The organism is Nonomuraea sp. NPDC050556 (assembly GCF_044457355.1).
GTDB lineage: Bacteria > Actinomycetota > Actinomycetes > Streptosporangiales > Streptosporangiaceae > Nonomuraea.
The window spans coordinates 1,311,450-1,328,920 of the sequence record NZ_JBITGU010000001.1 but is presented as its reverse complement, the minus strand read 5'-3'; the positions used below and the strand labels follow the sequence as shown (position 1 = coordinate 1,328,920).

Here is a 17,471-nt window from a genome sequence, read left to right as displayed (position 1 = left end):
GGCCCAAAAGCCACAGAGCCGCCGCCCTGCGGGCGACGGCTCATCAAGGGCGCCTGGCCACCTCAACAGTGCCCAGACCCCTGAGAGAGGGACCCTCTTTGTGAGCGGCAGAGGGCGGTGGGTCAGGTGCGGCGGCGATAGGCCCGTACGGCGAGCGGCGCGAACACCACCAGCATCCCCGCCGACCAGCCCAGCGACCACGCCACCGACGAGCCCGCCGGTCCACCGAGCATGAGCGCCCGCGTGGCGTCCATCACGTGGTTGACCGGATTCACGCTCACCCACGCCTGCAACCACCCCGGCAACGTCGCCTTAGGCGTGATCATGCTGGTGCCGAACGTCATCGGGAAGATGAACAGGAACGACATGCCCTGCACGCTCCCCGGCGTCCTGGCCAGCATCCCGATCAGCACGAACAGCCAGCTCATCGCGAAGGCGAACACCACCGTCACCCCGCACGCCGCCAGCGCGCTCCACAACCCGGTCTGCACCCGGAACCCCAGGATGTAGCCAAATCCCAGCATCGAGGCGATCGCCACGAAATATCGGATCACATCACCCAGCACCGAGCCGATCAGCGGCGCGGACCGGCCGATGGGCAGGCTGCGCAACCGGTCGAAGACCCCCTTCTCGATGTCGGTGTTGAGGTTCACCCCCGTCGACATCCCGGCGATCATGATGACCTGCACCAGCTGAGCCGGCAGGATGAACTGCAGGTAGGTCTGCGTGGACCCGCTGACCGCCCCGCCCAGCAGGTAGACGAACACCAGCAGGAACATCACCGGCTGCAGCGTCACGTCGATCAGCTGCTCGGGGGTGCGCAGGGTCTTGACCACGCTGCGCCTGGCCAGCGTGAGGCTGTGCCGTACCAGACCGAAAGGGCGCGGCTTGAGCCGCGCGGGGGCGTGGATGCGGTCGGCGGTCAGCGTCATGCCGCCACCTCCTCTTCCTCGGTACGTCGGCCGGTCAGGGTGAAGAAGACCTCGTCCAGGCTGGGCAGGTGCAGCGACAGCTCGGTCACCGCGACCCCCGCGGCGTCCAGCCGCCGCACCACCTCGGTGAACGCGGCGTCGCCGGTGACCGGGACGGTGACCACACCGCGGCTGGGCGAGTCGGCCGGGCGTCCTGCGACGGTGGCCAGGACGGCAGCCGCCTCCTCCAGGCGGGCCGGGTCGGCGGGCCTGACCAGGACGGTCTGGCCGCCGACGATGCCCTTGAGCTCCCCGGGCGTGCCGTGCGCGATCACCTTGCCGTGGTCGATGACGGAGATCTCGTCGGCCAGCGCGTCGGCCTCCTCCAGGTATTGGGTGGTCAGCAGCACCGTGGCCCCGTCGCCGACGAGGGTACGGACCACGCCCCACATCTCGTCGCGCTTGGCCGGGTCCAGGCCGGTGGTGGGCTCGTCGAGGAAGATCACGTCGGGGCGGCCGACGAGGCTGGCGGCCAGGTCGAGCCGCCTGCGCATGCCGCCGGAGTACGTCTTCGCCTTGCGCGAACCCGCCTCGGTCAGGCCGAACCCGGCCAGCAGCTCGGCGGCCCTGGCCTTGGCCTCGTTCCTGCGCAGGTCCAGGAGCTGGCCGATGAGGACGAGGTTCTCCGCCCCGGTCAGGTCCTCGTCCACCGAGGCGTACTGGCCGGTCAGACCGATCATGCGGCGGACCTTGGCCGCGTGCCGTACGACGTCGAGGCCGCCCACGCGGGCCTGGCCTGCGTCGGGACGCAGCAGCGTGGCCAGGATGCGCACCGCCGTGGTCTTGCCCGCGCCGTTGGGGCCGAGCACGCCCAGCACCATGCCGGGCCGGGCGGCCAGATCGACCCCGGCCAGGGCGGTGGTCTTGCCGAACCGCTTGACCAGCCCTTCTGCTTCGAAAGCTGTCATGGCGCCCAGCGTGCCCGAGGCCGCTGGCATCTCCAGCACAGAACGCTGTCACGCCTCCAGCAGTGCTGACACCCGCGCGACGGCACCCTCGGCCTGCCCCAGGTGGGACAGCAGTTCCACCCGGTGGACCAGGCCGGGCACCTGCGGGCCTTCCGCGACGGAAGCGGGCAGTACGGCCAGCCCGTGCCCGGCCGCGACCAGCGCCAGCAGGGTGCGCACGTCGCACCCGTCCAGGCGCAGCCCCACCCGGAACCCGCTCACCCCCGACAGGGCGCGCAGCCGTTCCAGCGGCCAGCACGCGCTGGGCGCCTCGATCCACAACGCGTCGACCAGCTCGCCCAGCCCCATTCGTGCACGCCCGGCCAGCGGGTGGCCCGGCGGCATGACCACCACCACCGGCTCCTCGCGTACCGAGCTGCGCGCCAGCGGCCCCACCTCGGGCAGCGGCAGCGGGTCTGACGGCGCGGCGACCCCGCCGACCAGCGCGAGGTCGGCCTGCCCCGAGGCCAGCAGGTGCACGGCGGAGAAGGCGTCGGTCACGGTCAGGCTGACCGCGCCGACCGGCAGCGCCTGCGCGGGTACGGCGAGCGCGTTGCAGGCCAGCCGTACCGTCTGCCGGAGCGAGACGGTGCGGCGCACGTCGGCGCGGGCAGCACGCACCCGCAGCAGCAGCGCCTCGGCGTGCTCCAGCAGCCGCTCGCCGGCCGGGGTCGGCGCCACCGGGCGGCGGGTCAGCACGCCCACGCCGAGGTCGGCCTCCAGGGCGGCGATCTGCTGGGAGATGGCCGACTGGGTGTAGCCGAGCTCGTCGGCGGCAGCCGAGAAGGAAGCCAGGCGGGCGACCGTCACGAAGGTACGCAGCAGCAACGTCTCCACCCGCATCAGTATCGCTTATCGAGGCATGCCTTTTCATCGTTGGCGCTTAAGTCCCCATGTGGGCAGCATGGTGGGCATGAGGTTCCCCAGAATCGCCCTGGTGGGCGACCGCTCCCCCGCCGTCCAGGCCCACAACCGCTACGCGCCGCTGCTGGAAGCGCTGCGTGAACGTGAGGGGCTCGCCCTCGACGCTTACTGGATCCCTACCGATGCCGTCGGTGATCTGTCTGGGTTCGACGGCATCTGGATCGTGCCGGGCAGCCCGTACGTCAGCGAGCAGGGCGCCGTCGAGGCCGCCCGGACGGCGCGCGAGCACGGGATCCCGCTGCTGGGCACGTGTGGCGGGTTCCAGCACGTGATGCTGGAGTACGCCAGGAACGTGTGCGGGCTGAGCGTCTCGCACGGCGAGAACGACCCTGACGGCACCGAGTTGCTCATCGAGCCGCTGGCCTGCGAGCTGGCCGGACACGAGGCGATCGTACGGCCGGCGCCTGGCTCGCGGCTGGAGCGGATCCTGGGCGCTGGGCCGTCGCTGGAGCGTTACCAGTGCGCCTTTGCCCTCAACCCTGCCTATCAGGAGACGCTGGCCGCTCATGGGTTGCGCTTCACCGGGCACGATGAGGAGGACGCTGTGCGGGCGGCGGAGCTGCCTGGGCATCCGTTCTTTCTCATCACGTTGTTCCAGCCGGAGCTGGCGGGCGACGGCAGCCGGCCGCACCCGATCGTGTCGGCCTTCGCCGCCGCGGTCGCAGCACGTGCGGGACAGCCATCGGCTGGGGGCACCGCGACGCCTGCGGGACAGCCATCGGGGGCCGCCACGACGCGTGCGCCTTCGGGTGGGGCCGCCACCATGCATGCCCCTTCGGCGGAGGTCGTCACCATGCGTGCGCCTTTGGCGGAGGGCGCCACAAGTCGTGCGCCCTCGGGTAGAGCCGTCGCAACCCGGGTGCCTTCGGCGGAGGCCGTCACAACCCGTGCTTCGGGTGGGGTTGTTACTGCGCGTGCTTCGGGTGGGGTTGTCACTGCGCGTGCAGGACAGCCTGAAGTCCCGGCAGATCGATGACCCCGCGGCGGGCGCCGGTGGCCGGGTCCAGCCGCAGGACCTGCTCGGCCGAGCCGACGAGCAGCTCGCCCGAACGCATGGCCAGCCCGCGCGCCTGGCCGGGCAGCGACCACGAGGCCTCCGAGGTCAGGTTCGCGGTGCCGACCACCTGCACCTGAGTCCCCGAGGCCAGATAGAGCCGGTTTCCATCGACCAGGGCGGCGGCAGGGCCGGGCGAGGGCGTCAGGAACGCGGACCGGTCGAGGGTCAGCTGCTCGGTGCCCGCCGTGACCAGCCGTCCCGAGGTGGCGTCGAAGACGTAAAGGCGTCCGCCCGACAGCGCCAGGGTGTGGCCTTCCGCCGGACCCAGGCCGAACGGCTGGGGCAGGTCCAAGCAGTAGGCCCAGCGCTGCTCCAGATTGAGCACGTGCACGAAGGCATGCACCTCAGGCGCACTGTCGTGCCCGGCGACCAGATCACGCACGTGCAGGTGGTCGGGCTGGTGGTTATACAGCGTATACAACACGCCGTCACCCCGGACCGCCTGACGACCCTGACCGCGCATCTCCTCCTCCTTGCCCTGCGGCACCGGGCGCTTGTCGCGGGTGAGCAGCGGGTTGCTGACCCCCTGAGCCAGGTCGTACATGCGGACCCGGTAGCGGTCGGGCTTGTCGGGCGGGAGGTATTCCAGGACGTACATGACCTGCTCGTCGGTGGAGAACGCCTCGGGCTCCACGTTCCCCGCCAGCCGCAGCTCCCGCACCCCGGCGTCGCTGACGAGACTGATCGGGGTGCTGGTGCGCGGTCCCGGCTCAGGCCCGACGGCGACGAGGTGATCCGAGACCGCCTTGATCTGCAGCCCGTCGACCTGCTGGCCACCGACCTTGATGGTGGTCCGTACGGTTCCGGTGGCGGCGTCCAGGAGACGCAGCTCGCCCTGGGGCGTGAGCTCGTGCAGGGAGGTCCAGCCCTGGTCGGGGATGGCGCCGGTGTAGGTGGCGCGCACCTGGGCCGTTGCGAGATCGACGGCGGCCAGGCCCGCTGCGGTGCGGGCGAACAGCACCCCCGCATCAAGTGGGCGCCCGCCCAGCCCGAGTGGGCGCTCGCCCATGGCAGGTGGGCGCTCGCCCATTGCGGGCGACTTGCCCTTGGAGGGCTCGCTCTCGCCACATGCACTCAGCGCAGCCAGCGCGAGGGCACCGGCGAGAAGTTCACGTCTGGTGGTCACATCACCTCATACACCGCCCACCGCCGAGAGGTTCGGCCCACACACCACGCGATGTTGGGAGGTTCGGCTCACACGCCGCACACCCGGTGGGAGATTCGGCTCACACACCACGCGCCGCTGGGAGATTCGACCCATAAGCCACACCCGCCGGGAGGTTCGGGTCATACACCACGCCTCGGCGTGGGCGTGCTGACCCGCCGCCCGGTGGCGCCGACCCCGGCGGGCGAGCGGCTGCTGGAGCACGCCGAGGCGCTGCTGCTGCGGGTGCCCGCCGGGAGGTTCGGCCCACACACCGCAAACCCGCCGGGAGATTCGGCCCATACACCGCTCTCCGCTCAGGCGTTGGGCCCCTTCACCACGCGCCACCCGGGGGTTGGGCGGGTAGTTTGGCGGGCGTGATTCGCATGGTGGCCGTTGACGTTGACGACACGCTCTGTCTCACCGAGGCGGCCTGCTTCGACCTGGAGAACGAGGTGCTGGCCAGGATCGGGCGCCCGCCCATGCGGCGGGCGGTACATCTGGCCACATGGGGGCAGACGTTGCTGGAGGCGATGCCCCTGCGATCGCCCGGCGTCGACCTGGGGCGCTTCGAGGCTGTCTATCGCGAGGTCCTGCGCGAGTACGTGGGTGAGGGGCTGCTCGATGTTGTGGCGCAGGAGAATCTGGACGCTCTCGATGCGCTGGCCGGGGCGGGCCGTACGGTGGCTTTGCTGACCTCGCGCACCGAGGCCGAGGTGGAGCATCTCGTCGACCCCTCCCACGTGCTGGCTGGGCGGGTCAGTGGGGTCTTCCACGGCGGTAACACCCGCTTCGGCAAGCCCGACCCGCGCGCCTTCGACGAGCTGCTGGCGGCTGGCGGGCTTGAGCCGAGCGAGTGCGTGTACGTCGGCGACTCCCCCGGCGACGCGGCGGCGGCCAACGGGGCGGGGCTGCGGTTCGTGGCGTGCCTGCAGAGCGGGGTACGCGCCCGCGCCGACTTCGCCCCGCACCAGGTGGATGCCTTCATCGACGCCTTCCCCGAGGTGGTCGCGGTGGTGGCGCGACTGTCATGAGCGACGCCTTTCCGCGGAGGCGGTGAGGCGATCACTGCTTTTGATGATCACGTTCACCGAGGCGACGACCATCCGCGGATCACCGCCGCGGCGGCCGCACCTGCGCTGGTCACGGTGCGCGGCGATGAAGCGCGCTTACCCGAAGTCGATGGGGGGTCGTGAGGACCTGCTGGGGGGCGTAGAGCGTTCCGTCCGGGTTCCCGGGCGGCCCCGCTGATCGGCGGGGGTTGCGGTGGTCGGTCGGCGGGGGTGCGGCCGAAGCTTGCCGGATGGTGGGCGGGCACCGGCCCGGCGAGATTGGTGTCCCATGACACAGATCGAGCCCACGCGGGAATCGCCACCCGTGCAGCCCGCCGTACCCCGGCCGTCGACGGGGCGGCTGGTCGGAGTGGACCTGGCCCGCGCGCTGGCCGTGTTCGGCATGTACACCGTGCATGTCGGCCCCCCGCTGGAAGCTGTGGACGGCGTCGACGGCTGGCTGCGGTATCTGGCGGACGGCCGTTCGTCGATCCTGTTCGCCACCCTCGCCGGTTTCTCGCTGATGCTGATCGCGGGTCGCAGGGAACCGAAGCCCGGCCGCCAGGCGAAGGCCCAGATCGCGATCCGCGCCGCTGTCCTGCTGGTGCTCGGCACCGCGATGACGATGCTCTGGGGCGATGTGGTGATCCTCGCCTTCTACGGGCTCTGGTTCCTGCTGGCCCTGCCCCTGGTACGGCTGCGCGCCAGGACTCTCGCCATCATCGCGGCCGTCCTCGCGCTCGCCCTGCCGCAGCTGGCGTTCGGCCTCAAGCTGCTGCTGAACGAGTCGATCACCACGGCGATCAACGCCTACGACCCCCTCGAACGGCTCAGCGAGGTGGGCGTCCTCGACCTCCTGCTCACCGGCCTCTACCCGACTCTCCCCTGGATGACCTTCGTGATCGCCGGAATGGCGCTGGGCAGGCTCGACCTGTCCGCCGTCACGGTGCGGCGACGGCTGGCCGCGCTCGGTCCCGCGCTCATGGTGCTCGGGTACGGCACAGCGTGGCTGCTGGGCAAGCTGTTCGACGGCGTTCAGGCGGCCGCGATGGCGCACATGCCGTCGGCGTCGAGCTCGGGCCCCGAACCGGACGGCATGCTCGAGAAGGCGGGTGAAATGGCCGACCAAGACTCGGCCTGGTCGCTGCTGATGGCCGAGCCACACAGCGGTACGACGTTCGACATCATCGGCAGCGTGGGGTTCGCGATCACCGTGATCGTCTGCGCGACCGTGGCGATGGAACGGCTGCCGCGGCTGCGCAAGCTGATGACGCCGATCATCGCCGTGGGCACGATGTCCCTGACGGCCTACGTCGGCCACTTCGTGGTCATGGAGGTGGCATCCCTGCACCACGACGGCGCCACCTACACTGCCTGGCTGCCACTGCTCGTGCTCATCGCGGGAGCGATCCTCTTCGCCGGGATCTGGTCGCGGTTCTTTCGCCGCGGGCCGCTGGAGTATCTGCTGAGCGCCGTCACCAAGGTGACGAAGTTCGTCCGATAGGCCGGTCGGCGGGGATGCTCCTGACCTCTGCAAGATACTGACCGGCCGGGCATGAACAAGACCGCCTTTCTGCTGGACAGCGCGTACGGCATCGGCGGCACCATCCGCGCCACCGCCACTCTCTCCGGCGCTCTGGCCGCCCGTGGACATCGGGTGGAGGTGGTTGCGGACGGCTCCCAGGTCGAAACGTGGGAGAACAATCTCCTGGCCGAAAGCCACATTCGATACGGAGGCTACGGAGGCCTCGCCCACCGGCACATCTCCAACGCCATCGCCGCCGAAGGACGCCCCGTCGACCCCGATGATCTGGCCACCATCTCGCCCTACATCACGCACGTCATCCGCCGGTTCGGCAACTGGATCCTCAATCTGACCCCACCGGCTGCCGACCCCACCACACATCTCGACCTCGAATCACGGGTCCTGTTCGCACCGTGATCCCCGACGACGGGTTCGAGGGTCATGAGTGAGCCGCTCAGCTCGGCTGCTGAACCAGCGACGGCGCCGAAAATCGCGATGTTCATGATCGATATTCCGGCCTCATCGGAGTTCAGGGGATTCGCCTGGTAGGGGCCGTGAAGCAGGGCAGGTTCGCGCACAGGGACGAGAGATCACGCCCGGCGCGTAGCACTGTGCCGTCTGGGCGGACGATGGCGGCCGTTACGTGTCCGCGACGCAACCAGCGGTGCAGTTCGCTACCGGGTCGGGCCAGGAGCAGGATACCGCCGCGCTGCTCGACCTCGGCCTGTTGCGCCGCCGTGGCCGGGGCCGAGGACAACATGGCGAAACGGCCCGCGGCCACGTCGTCGAATCGCCGCTCTCCGTCGAGGATGGGGTTGGGGCACAGTCGGCCGGCCAGGGTGCGGCGGCGCAGACGCGGCCCCGCTACCAGGCTGGAGCGGGGCAGGGGCGGGGTGGCGCTGCTCAGGATCCGCTGCTTGAACCCGGGCAGCAGATGCAGGCGCGGCGCCAGGGCAGCGCGGATGAGGTTGCCCAGTTCGCCGCCTTGCGTCATCGCCGTCCCGATCAGCTTGGCCATCCGGATCAGGGCCTGCACGTGGGGTTTTCGTTCCGTTTCTTAGGTGCCGAGGACGTCCTCGGGCAGGTCTCCGTTCAGGACGCCCGCCAATTTCCAGGACAGGTTAGCCGCGTCCCGCAGTCCGGCGCCCATGCCCTGGCCGATGAAGGGCGGGGTGAGGTGGGCGGCATCGCCCAGCAGGAAGATCCGCCGATCCCGCCATCGGTCGGCGATCTGGGCGCGGAAGGTGTATTCGGCTACTCGCAGCAGGTTCAGGTCCTCGGCTGGGATGTGGCGGGTCCAGGGGGCGAGCAAGGGATGCAGGCGGTCGATTGCCTGGTAGTCGGCGGCGAGCTCGCCGGGGCGCAGGCGGAACTCCCACCGGTAGCGGGTGGGTCCGATGCGCATGTAGGTGGCGGCGCGATGCGGGTCGCAGACTTGGTGCACGCCCTCCCATGCGTCAAGGTCGGCGTCGGTGGCCACGTCGACCACGAGCCAGCGCTGCGCGAAGCGCAGGTCCCGCATGGTGGAGCCGATCGAGGCTCGGGTCAGGCTGCCTGCGCCGTCGCAGCCCAGTACGTAGGTCGCCAGAACCGTGTGGCGCTGGCCGGTGGATCGGTCGGTGAACTCGACCCTCACCGGTCCCGGCCCGTCCTGGGTAAGCGCAGTGACCTCGGCGTTGCCGCGCAGCGTGATGGCCGGGTGCCGCTTCAGGTTCACGCGCAGGAGCGCTTCCAGCTCTGGCTGGTCGAACATGTTGGCCTCTGGGTAGCCGTTGCGGCCGATGGCAGTGCCGCGGCGGAATTCCGCCAGCACGCGCATGTCGCGGTCGAGCAGGCGGAGCCCGCTGGCCGGCCGGGAGATGCGGGTGAACTTCTCACCGAGCCCGAGACGAGCCAGGATCCGGTGGATCTCGTCGTCGAGGTGAACGGCCCGCGGCTGCGGATAGATCGACTCCCACCGCTCCAGTACCAGGCAGGCGACGCCGTACTGAGCCAGCAGGGTCGCAGCCGTCAGACCGGTGGGACCTGCGCCGATGACGACGACCGGAATGGTGCGCGGGTTCATGCCGTGTTCTCCAGATAGCTGGCGCCGTAGACGCGCTGGACGGTGATCTCCAGGACGACGCGGTTCATCGCTTCCAGGTCCCCATCGCTCAGCGGCTCGACGCTCTGGCCGCCGATCCGCGACCAGACCCGTGCGGTGTCCGCTCCGATGCCTGCGGTGCGGATGCGGGCTGTGCCTTCCAGCGTCACTGACGGGTACGGCGCCGCCGTCCCGACGACGCACAGGGACGCACGGCCGGTGCGCTGCACGTCCTTGGCCTTGGCGCGAGCGGGTTCGGTGGAGATGAGCAGGCGGTCGCCGTCCAGGGCGAAGTAGACGACTGACTGGCGTACCCCGCCGTCGGTCCGGGTGGTGGCCAGCACACCTGCCGGGTGCCGGGTGAGGAAGTCGCGGACAACAGGTTCGATCCTGAGGTCACCAGCCGGTAGCGGATCGGGTAACGGTCGAGTGCGGCTATCAGCTGCTCATCCGGGACGATCAGGACGACAGGTCGCCCGTCCTCCAGCACGACCTCGGCCGAGGCGCTGGGGGCGAGCTCGGTGAGGATGCGGCGAACGGAGTCGGCGACCAGCGCGGGCTTGAACAGCTTGCCGACCGCGGTCATGGGCAGCGCATCGACGATGTGCAGGGCCTTGGGTGCGGCTGCCGACTCAGGAGCGTGTGCCTGGGCCCAGGCCAGCAGGTCATCCTCGCTGACCTGCCCGGTAACGGTCACGTAGGCGACCGGCACCTCGCCGGAGTGCGTGTCGGGACGGCCCACCACGGCCGCGCCGGACACATGGGGATGGGCCAGCAGGGACTCCTCGACGGCCCGCGGGTCGATGTTGTGGCCGCCGCGGATGATGAGATCCTTGGCCCGCCCGGTCAGGTAGACGTAGCCGTCGGCATCCACATGGCCGAGGTCGCCGGTCATCAGCCAGCCGTCGAAGATCTTGCCGGTGGGATCGGGACCGTCGCTGCCGAGGTAGCCGGGGAAGACCGCGGGCCCCTTGATGGCCAGTATCCCGCTCTGGCCGGGCGGGCAGTCGCCGGTGGGACGGCTGTCGGTGTCCACCGTCACGGCCTTGATCTGCTGGTACGGCAGGCGCAGCCCGACCGATCCCGGGCGGGGAGCGAAGGCGGGAGTGGCTGCGCTGGCGCAGGTGGCCTCGGTGAGCCCGTATCCCTCCAGCATCGGCACCTTGACCGCCTGCTCGAAGTCGGCGCGCACCCGGCCGGGTAGTGGGGCGGCGCCGACCACGCCGGCGCGCAGGCTGGAGATGTCCACGCCGTCGGGGACCGGCGGCAGACTCGCGTACACGGTCGGCACAGCCGAGAAGGCGGTGACGCGGTAGCGCTCGATGATGTGCCAGAAGTCGGCCATGAGCGTCTTGTCGCGGTAGCCGAGCGGGCCGAGACTGACCACGCTCGCGCCGTGCATGAACGGCGCAAGGCCGGTGACGTGCAGGGCGTTGACGTGGAACAGCGGCAGTCCGGCCAGCGCCACCCCGCCGCCCAGGTAGGCGCCCGAGCAGCCGAGTGCCCAGGCCATGTAGACCTGCATGGCGTGCGTGTGCGGGGCGATCTTTGGCGTGCCGGTAGTACCGCCGGTGTGGAAGAAGGCGGCCAGGTCGTGCGGCGTGGGCCGGTGGGAGCTGATCAGCCGGTCGCCGGTCTGTTCGGCCGCGAGCCGTTCGAAGTCGTCGCCATTCCGGGCATCGTCGCCCACGATCAGCAGGGCGCGCAGGTGCGGCAGCCCCCGGGCTATGCGTAGCGCCTTCTCTCGTAGGTCAGCTGCCACCACGAGAATCTCGGCCCGGGTCACGGTGAAGATGTCGATGATGTGCTGGTCGGCCAGCATCGGGCTGACCGGATTTGCGACGCCGACGGCCTGGGCGCCCAGCAGCGCGGCGTAGGTGTGGCCGGTGTTGGGCAGCAGCAGCCCCACCGTGCCGCCCGGCGGCAACCCCAGGCTGGTGTACAGGTTGGCCGCCTGGTGGACGCGGGTCAGCAGCTCGCCGTAGCTCCAGCTGTTCTCCTCACCCTCGCCGAGCAGGTGGAGGGCGGGGGCGTCCGGGGTCGCGGTGGCGGTGCGGGCCAGCAGGTCGTAGGTGGAGGCTGGCAGGTCGCGCTCGGCCAGCGGCACCGCCTCCACCACAGGCAGGTCTTCCGGGACCAGCACCAGGGGGCGTTCGCCCTCGGCGTGGTGCGTCATCGTGTATGCCTCACGACCGTGCGCTGGCTGCCCAGATCGAGGGCGCCATCGTCGGTGGCCACGGCGATCTCGATGACATCGCCGTCCTGCAGGTATCGGGGGTTGTTGGCCTGGCGCTCGAAAAAGAGCTTCCACTTGAGCGCGGGCGGCAGCAGCGAGGCGAGGATCTCGACCGCCTTGGGCGGCGCGCTGAGTGCGGTGCCGACGGGCGTGCCGGTCAGCAGCAAGTCACCGGCGTCCATCCGCTGGAAGCGGGTCAACGCCCGCAGCGTTTCGAGAGGCTGGTAGATCATGTCGGTGACCGTCATGTTCTGCCGAATCTCGCCGTTGACCCGCAGGCGCAGCCGCAGCTCGGAGAACCGCTTGAACTCGCCGGGCTCCAGCAGCAGCAGAACGGGGCCGACCGGGGTGAAGGTGGGGTAGGACTTCGATTCATAGAACTGGGTCTTGGGCAACTGCAGGTCCCGGGCGGAGACGTCGTTGGTGACCACCAGGCCCGCGACGTAGTCGGGGAGGTTGTCGGCGGTGACCGGGGTGCCTACGGGCATCTGCCGGCCGAAGACGAGCCCGATCTCTGCTTCGTAGTCCAGCAGCCGTACGTGGGCAGGCCGGATGACCTCGTCGTAGGGTCCGCTGATCGAGCCGGAGGATTTGCGGAAGAAGGTCAGCGGGATGGCGGCGGGGTCCATGCCCGCGTCCTTGACGTGGGAGGCGAAGTTCGTCATCTGGGCGACGACGCGGCAGGGCGCGGTGACCGGCGAGCACAGGGTCAGGCTGTCGAGGGCAACGGTGTCGGTGCTAGTGGCGGCTGCGGCGATCGCCTGCCGGTCGGCCAGCAGTTGACCGGTGGTGGTGGCCTGGGTGTTCACCTTGGCGGCGCCGGCGGGCGTGGCCACCCACCAGGCATCGGCGGTGCGCAGGATGGAGGTGCTCATGAGCTGGCTACTTTCAGCAGGCCGCGAAGGCGGTGCAGGTCGAATTCGTTGTCCTCGCGCACCGCGCGGACGATTCCGGCCAGTTCCCGCAGAGATTCCCGGCCGGGTGCGATGCCGAGGAAGTCCTTGCTGGCCGGAGGGCCCCACTGGGCCAGGCCGGAGGCGGTCATGGGCGCCCAGCCGGGCTCCAGCGTGCAGTCGAACAGGTCGCCGTCGCTGAAGTGCTCGACCAGGAAGCCGTCGGGGTCGCGCCAGTAGTCGAAGATCTGGCTGCCCTGGATGTGCCGGCCGATGCCCCAGGACCGCCGGTAGCCCTCCTCGAGCAGATGCTCGCCGCCTGCGGCCAGCGCGTCGAGGTCGGCCACCTGGTAGGCGGAGTGCACGTAGCGGTCGACCGGGCCGAGGGTCATCGCGAGCGTGTGGTGGTCGGTGGGCGTCGCGCCGCGGTCGCAGCGGATGAAGCTCATCACCGGCCCGCGTTGGCGCTGCCCTGGGTAGTAGAGGAAGTCGCTGACGATCAGCCCCAGATGCTCCAGATACCAGTTCAAGCTCTGGAGGTAGCGGGTGGTCTGCACCACCACGTGGCCGAGCCGCTGCACCAGGGCGGGCTCACGCGGCGGTCGCTGGGTGGCATTGGTGCGCGCCGTGTCGTGCCCGACGTTGAAGGTGAGTGGGACCTGCGCCGGCAGCGCGACCAGCTCGTGCGTTCCGGAGACGACCCGTACTCGGTGGCCTTGCGGGTCGGCCAGGTCGACGGCGAGCCCGCCCAGGCTCTCCGGCAACGGTGCGGCCTTGCCGCCGGTGGCCTGCGCCAGCCGCAGCAGATCGCTCGGGTCGGCCGCTTGGAAGGCCGGGCCGATGAACTTCGATCGAGATCCCTTCCGGATGAGCACGCACGGGGAGCCCGCGTCGGTGCCTCTCAGGTGGAGCGCGTCGGCGGTACGCAGCGCTGTGGTGAATCCGAAGGCGTGGGCGAATCGTTCGGCGCGTTCCAGATCCGGCTTGCTGAACTCCAGCCAGGCAAGGTCGTGCACCTTGACGATCGGATTGGGCGCCCTTCCGGGATGCTCGCCCTTGAGGGCGCCCTGCTCGCTGTGCAGGCCGGCATGCGGGTCATGGTGGTCGATCATGGGCCACCTCCTTTTCAGCACTTCTGACGATATCCTCACTTATGAGTACATCGTCAAGACTCAGAAGTGAGGATATCGTCAAAACTGAAGGAAGGCGCTATGGTGAGTGCGGGACGTGACTTCGGAGGAGCTGAGCAGGCATGGCGAAGGAGGCGGGGGCGGCACTCAACCGCCTGGATCGGCGCAAGGCGCGCACCCGCGCCGCACTGATCCGCGCAGCTCAGGCCTTCATCGCCGACGGCCAGACGAGCGTCCCCATCCTGGAGATCACCCAGGCCGCCGACGTGGGCATGGGCTCGTTCTACAACCACTTCGACAGCAAGGAAGACCTCTTCCACGCTGCTGTGGAAGAGGCCCTCGACCGCCATGGCGCACTGCTCGACGAACTGACCCTGGATCTGGATGATCCCGCCGAGATCTTCGCGCGGAGTTTCCGGCTCACCGGACGCCTGCACCGCCGCCATCCCGAGTTGAGCAAGGTCCTGCTGAACCGCGGGATGGCCCTGACCCGGTCGGAGCGGGGACTGGTTCCCCGGGCGCGTCGCGACATCCAGGCCGCCACCCAGGCCGGTCGTTTCACCGTGGCCGACACTGAGCTGGCTCTGACGGTCGCGGCCGGCGCCGCACTGTCCCTGGGCCAGTTGCTGCATGACCAGCCCGACCGTGACGACGCCCGAGCCGCCGACCAGATCACCGAGGACCTGCTGCGCATGTTCGGTCTTCCCGCCGACGAAGCACGGGAAGTCTGCCGTCGCCCCCTGCCGAACCTGGACGAGCTTGCCCAAGGCGACAGCGCCGCCTAGTTACGGGGCGTCAAGCGGAACGTCGCCTGTCCGCGTCCTTCCGGTACCCGTCGCCTCGCGAATCGGAGAGGGCAGCTCGGCGTCAGGCTCGACAGGACCGGATGTCATTCGGTCCTGTCGTACCTCCTGGGACCTGCTAGGCGGCGGCCCAGAGGTGAGTCCCGCGCGGCAGCCCTCATAAGCCTGCGCAGGCGCGCGGTGATCCAGCGTCCGCCGCCACGATGGCTGGATCCAAGCTTGCATCGGCAGGAGGCAATGAGTGCGCCAGCACCGCCGACAGGGGTTGCGTGTGGGGAATACGGCTGTGAGTGGCGATTTCACCCGTTGAGGAGTATGTGGTGGGCGAAGAGAATCTGCAGGCCAGGTATCAGCAGCTGCCCGACACGATCCGGGCCAAGGTCGAGCAGACCTTGGCGGATGCGAAGGTGGCGCTGAAGGTTCGCATCGGGGAGCTCCTGGCCGACAAGACGGCGGCCGAGCATGTGGTGACCACGGCGGGCCGCGTCGGCGCCAAGAGCGGCGAGGTCTCGGAACTTACGGTGATCATGCCGCTCAAGCCGGACGGCGCAGCACGGCTGAGGAAGTTCTTCGACCTCATCAACGGCAATCTGGCGGGCGCCGGGCAGGTCGGCACCCTGCACAACATGCGTTTCGTCTTCCTCGACAACGACACCAAGCTGCTGTTCGCCACCGCCTATGACGGCGAGTGGGACCCCTACATCGACGACTTCGCCACCAAGATTCCCGACATGATGGACTACCTGTTCGGCAACATCGAGGGCTGGCCGGGGATCGCCTCACCCAGGTGAAGGACTTCATCGTCCAGTACCAGGTGCCGGCCTCGGCCTGGTTCGTGGCGCATCCCACCGTCACAGTCGCGGAGGTTTCCCGCCTCAAGCGGCAGGACGCCACCGTGCAGACCTTCCTGACCGTGCTCAACTGACCCATGGACCTCCTGCGGCGTCTCCTGCACCGGCCGGCCCTCGAGCTCGACGACATCCAGGCGGCGATCCTGCGACCGCGTCCCGAACCGTACTTCGGGACGCACGCGATCCTGGAGATCCTCGACGCCGCCGCGGGCCGGGAGTTGATGCGCCGCCTGGCTCCGAGGGTGACCTGCGCGGCCCGCTGGGATGAGCCGCGCCCATCCTGGCTGGCATTGACCCTCAGCTACCAGGGCCTGGTCGCACTCGGCGTGCCCAAGGAGTCACTGGCCTCCTTTCCCGCCAACTTCCGCGTGGGCATGGCCGCACGCGCCGACCGTCTGCGGGATGTCGGGGTGAACGCTCCGGCGAACTGGGAGGCGCCGTTCGGCAGCCCCCGCGTGCACGTCGCGCTCAGCGTCTACGCCGCCAGCGAGCCCGACTGGCGCAGCGAGGTCGCCGGCTACGAACAGCAACTGCGAGGGCTGGCGGGCATCCGGCTCCTGTCGCATCAGGACTTCGCGGTACCTGCGCCGGCCACCAATGTTTTCGGGTTCCGCGACGGCTTCACCCAGCCGCTGATCGAGGGCAGCGGCACCGGACCGCTGCCGACAAGAGAGCGGCCGATCAAGGCCGGAGAGTTCGTGCTCGGCTACGCCAGCGAGACCCGGCGGCCGCTGCCGATGCCTTCCCCGGACGTTCTGGGCCGCAACGGAACCTTCATGGTGTTCCGCAAATACCACTCGCACGTTGCAGCGTTCAACCGGTACCTGCACGACAACGCCGCTACGGACGCCGAGCGCGAACTGCTGGCCGCCAAGCTGGTGGGCCGCTGGCGCAGCGGCGCCCCGCTGGCGCTCTCGCCCGACCACGACGATGCGGCCCTCACCCGCCCCGAACGGATCAACGACTTCGACTACGCCGACGACCCCCGCGGCCTGCGCACACCACTGGGCTCCCACATCCGGCGGATGAACCCGCGCACGACCAAGCTCGAAGTCCTCAGCGACGTCAACATCCGCAGGCTCATCCGCCGCGGCACCTCCTACGGCACACCGCTGCCCCCGGACGCGCTCCACGACGACAGCCGGCCACGCGGCCTGGACTTCATCGCGCTGGGCGCACGCGCCATCGACACCGTGGAGTTCCTGCAGAGCGAATGGGTCAACTCCGGCAACTTCGTTGGCCTCGGCAAGGAGAAGGATCCCATGATCTCGCTGCAGGACAAACAGGCGTACTTCACCGTGCCCGGCACGCCACCGCGACGCGTGCACGGCATCCAGAGCTTCAACACCCTGCTCGGCGGCGAGTACTTCTTCATGCCCAGCCTGTCGGCCATCGGCTGGCTGGGAGAGGAACACGCGTGACGGCCTACATCCGCTACTCCGACGATCTGGAGCGGCTCCTCCCAGGCGAGGACGACCTCGTCCGCCAGGTCGTGCAGGCGATGCTGGAAGCCAACCGCCAGGTCGCCGCCAAGCACCGGCACGGCCTGCGCGACGCCCACGCCAAGAGCCACGGCGTGCTGGCCGGCGAACTGCAGGTGCTGCCCGACCTCCCCGGCCACCTCGCCCAGGGCCTCTTCGCCGTCCCCCGCACCTACCCAGTGATCGTCCGGCTCTCCACCGCGCCCGGCGACCTGCGCTCCGACCAGGTCAACGCCCAGCGCGGCATGGCCATCAAAGTTCTCGAAGTCCACGGCCCACGCGCCCTCGACGACGGCCTGTCCACCCAGGACTTCCTCCTGGTCAACCACCCCACGCTGCCGTTCGGCGACATCAGGGCGTACGCGAAACTGTAG

General features: G+C 69.7%; 18 protein-coding genes and 1 pseudogene. 9 read left to right on the top strand and 10 right to left on the bottom strand.

What is annotated here, in order from left to right:
* Positions 1–122: 122 nt before the first annotated feature.
* From ACIBG8_RS06605 to ACIBG8_RS06595, 3 genes are read right to left on the bottom strand one after another with little or no spacing between them, the layout of a single operon-like run.
* Positions 123–932, bottom strand: a complete 810-nt coding sequence (locus ACIBG8_RS06605) for an ABC transporter permease (RefSeq protein WP_397341545.1) — start codon at positions 930–932, stop codon at positions 123–125.
* Positions 929–1,879, bottom strand: coding sequence for an ATP-binding cassette domain-containing protein (locus ACIBG8_RS06600; RefSeq protein ID WP_397341544.1), 951 nt, complete (start codon positions 1,877–1,879; stop codon positions 929–931). The genes ACIBG8_RS06605 and ACIBG8_RS06600 overlap by 4 nt, the downstream gene beginning before the upstream one ends.
* Positions 1,880–1,927: 48 nt before the next feature.
* Positions 1,928–2,761, bottom strand: coding sequence for a LysR family transcriptional regulator (locus ACIBG8_RS06595; protein ID WP_397341543.1), 834 nt, complete (start codon positions 2,759–2,761; stop codon positions 1,928–1,930).
* A 70-nt stretch (positions 2,762–2,831) separates the two neighbouring features.
* Between ACIBG8_RS06595 and ACIBG8_RS06590 the strand changes: the two genes are divergently transcribed.
* A complete protein-coding gene (locus ACIBG8_RS06590; protein ID WP_397341542.1) occupies positions 2,832–3,818 on the top strand; it encodes a hypothetical protein in 987 nt (328 codons plus the stop codon).
* Here the strand turns inward: ACIBG8_RS06590 and ACIBG8_RS06585 are convergent.
* On the bottom strand, positions 3,775–5,025 hold the full coding sequence (locus ACIBG8_RS06585) for a YncE family protein (protein ID WP_397341541.1): 1,251 nt from the start codon (positions 5,023–5,025) through the stop codon (positions 3,775–3,777). The genes ACIBG8_RS06590 and ACIBG8_RS06585 overlap by 44 nt on opposite strands.
* A 404-nt stretch (positions 5,026–5,429) precedes the next feature.
* Here ACIBG8_RS06585 and ACIBG8_RS06580 point away from each other — a divergent pair, with 404 nt between their 5' ends.
* From ACIBG8_RS06580 to ACIBG8_RS06570, 3 genes are all read left to right on the top strand, one after another.
* Positions 5,430–6,077, top strand: coding sequence for an HAD family hydrolase (locus tag ACIBG8_RS06580; protein WP_397343903.1), 648 nt, complete (start codon positions 5,430–5,432; stop codon positions 6,075–6,077).
* Positions 6,078–6,384: 307 nt separating this feature from the next.
* A complete protein-coding gene (locus tag ACIBG8_RS06575; protein WP_397341539.1) occupies positions 6,385–7,599 on the top strand; it encodes a DUF418 domain-containing protein in 1,215 nt (404 codons plus the stop codon).
* Positions 7,600–7,650: 51 nt separating this feature from the next.
* Positions 7,651–8,037: a Tn3 family transposase gene (locus ACIBG8_RS06570; RefSeq protein WP_397341537.1), complete on the top strand. Its 387-nt coding sequence runs from the start codon at positions 7,651–7,653 to the stop codon at positions 8,035–8,037.
* 112 nt (positions 8,038–8,149) lie between these two features.
* On the opposite strand, the gene ACIBG8_RS06565 is transcribed toward ACIBG8_RS06570, so the two are convergent.
* From ACIBG8_RS06565 to ACIBG8_RS06540, 6 genes and pseudogenes are all read right to left on the bottom strand, one after another.
* Entirely contained in the window at positions 8,150–8,656 is a 507-nt protein-coding gene (locus tag ACIBG8_RS06565) for a hypothetical protein (RefSeq protein WP_397341536.1), read from the bottom strand.
* A gap of 21 nt (positions 8,657–8,677) precedes the next feature.
* The gene (locus tag ACIBG8_RS06560) at positions 8,678–9,685 is read right to left on the bottom strand and encodes a bifunctional 3-(3-hydroxy-phenyl)propionate/3-hydroxycinnamic acid hydroxylase (protein ID WP_397341535.1); all 1,008 of its coding nucleotides are present in this window, start codon (positions 9,683–9,685) and stop codon (positions 8,678–8,680) included.
* Positions 9,682–10,047, bottom strand: a complete 366-nt coding sequence (locus ACIBG8_RS06555; protein ID WP_397341534.1) for a pyridoxamine 5'-phosphate oxidase family protein — start codon at positions 10,045–10,047, stop codon at positions 9,682–9,684. Before ACIBG8_RS06555 ends, ACIBG8_RS06560 begins: the two co-directional genes overlap by 4 nt.
* Positions 10,048–10,205: 158 nt before the next feature.
* Positions 10,206–11,879 (bottom strand): annotated as a pseudogene (locus ACIBG8_RS06550) (AMP-binding protein); the annotation flags it as partial.
* Complete coding sequence (locus tag ACIBG8_RS06545; RefSeq protein WP_397341533.1) at positions 11,876–12,814, bottom strand: fumarylacetoacetate hydrolase family protein; 939 nt, start codon at positions 12,812–12,814, stop codon at positions 11,876–11,878. The gene ACIBG8_RS06545 and the pseudogene ACIBG8_RS06550, both read right to left, overlap by 4 nt.
* Positions 12,811–13,944, bottom strand: a complete 1,134-nt coding sequence (locus ACIBG8_RS06540) for a VOC family protein (RefSeq protein WP_397341532.1) — start codon at positions 13,942–13,944, stop codon at positions 12,811–12,813. The genes ACIBG8_RS06545 and ACIBG8_RS06540 overlap by 4 nt, the downstream gene beginning before the upstream one ends.
* 140 nt (positions 13,945–14,084) lie before the next feature.
* Between ACIBG8_RS06540 and ACIBG8_RS06535 the strand changes: the two genes are divergently transcribed.
* The 5 genes from ACIBG8_RS06535 (at position 14,085) to ACIBG8_RS06515 (ending at position 17,471) form a co-directional block, all read left to right on the top strand.
* Positions 14,085–14,747 (top strand): TetR/AcrR family transcriptional regulator, encoded by a 663-nt coding sequence (locus tag ACIBG8_RS06535; RefSeq protein ID WP_397341531.1) that lies wholly within the window; start codon positions 14,085–14,087, stop codon positions 14,745–14,747.
* A 338-nt stretch (positions 14,748–15,085) separates the two neighbouring features.
* Positions 15,086–15,556 (top strand): hypothetical protein, encoded by a 471-nt coding sequence (locus tag ACIBG8_RS06530; protein ID WP_397341530.1) that lies wholly within the window; start codon positions 15,086–15,088, stop codon positions 15,554–15,556.
* Positions 15,553–15,690, top strand: coding sequence for a hypothetical protein (locus tag ACIBG8_RS06525; protein WP_397341529.1), 138 nt, complete (start codon positions 15,553–15,555; stop codon positions 15,688–15,690). Before ACIBG8_RS06530 ends, ACIBG8_RS06525 begins: the two co-directional genes overlap by 4 nt.
* A gap of 3 nt (positions 15,691–15,693) precedes the next feature.
* The gene (locus tag ACIBG8_RS06520; protein ID WP_397341528.1) at positions 15,694–17,037 is read left to right on the top strand and encodes a Dyp-type peroxidase; all 1,344 of its coding nucleotides are present in this window, start codon (positions 15,694–15,696) and stop codon (positions 17,035–17,037) included.
* A complete protein-coding gene (locus ACIBG8_RS06515) occupies positions 17,034–17,471 on the top strand; it encodes a hypothetical protein (protein ID WP_397341527.1) in 438 nt (145 codons plus the stop codon). The genes ACIBG8_RS06520 and ACIBG8_RS06515 overlap by 4 nt, the downstream gene beginning before the upstream one ends.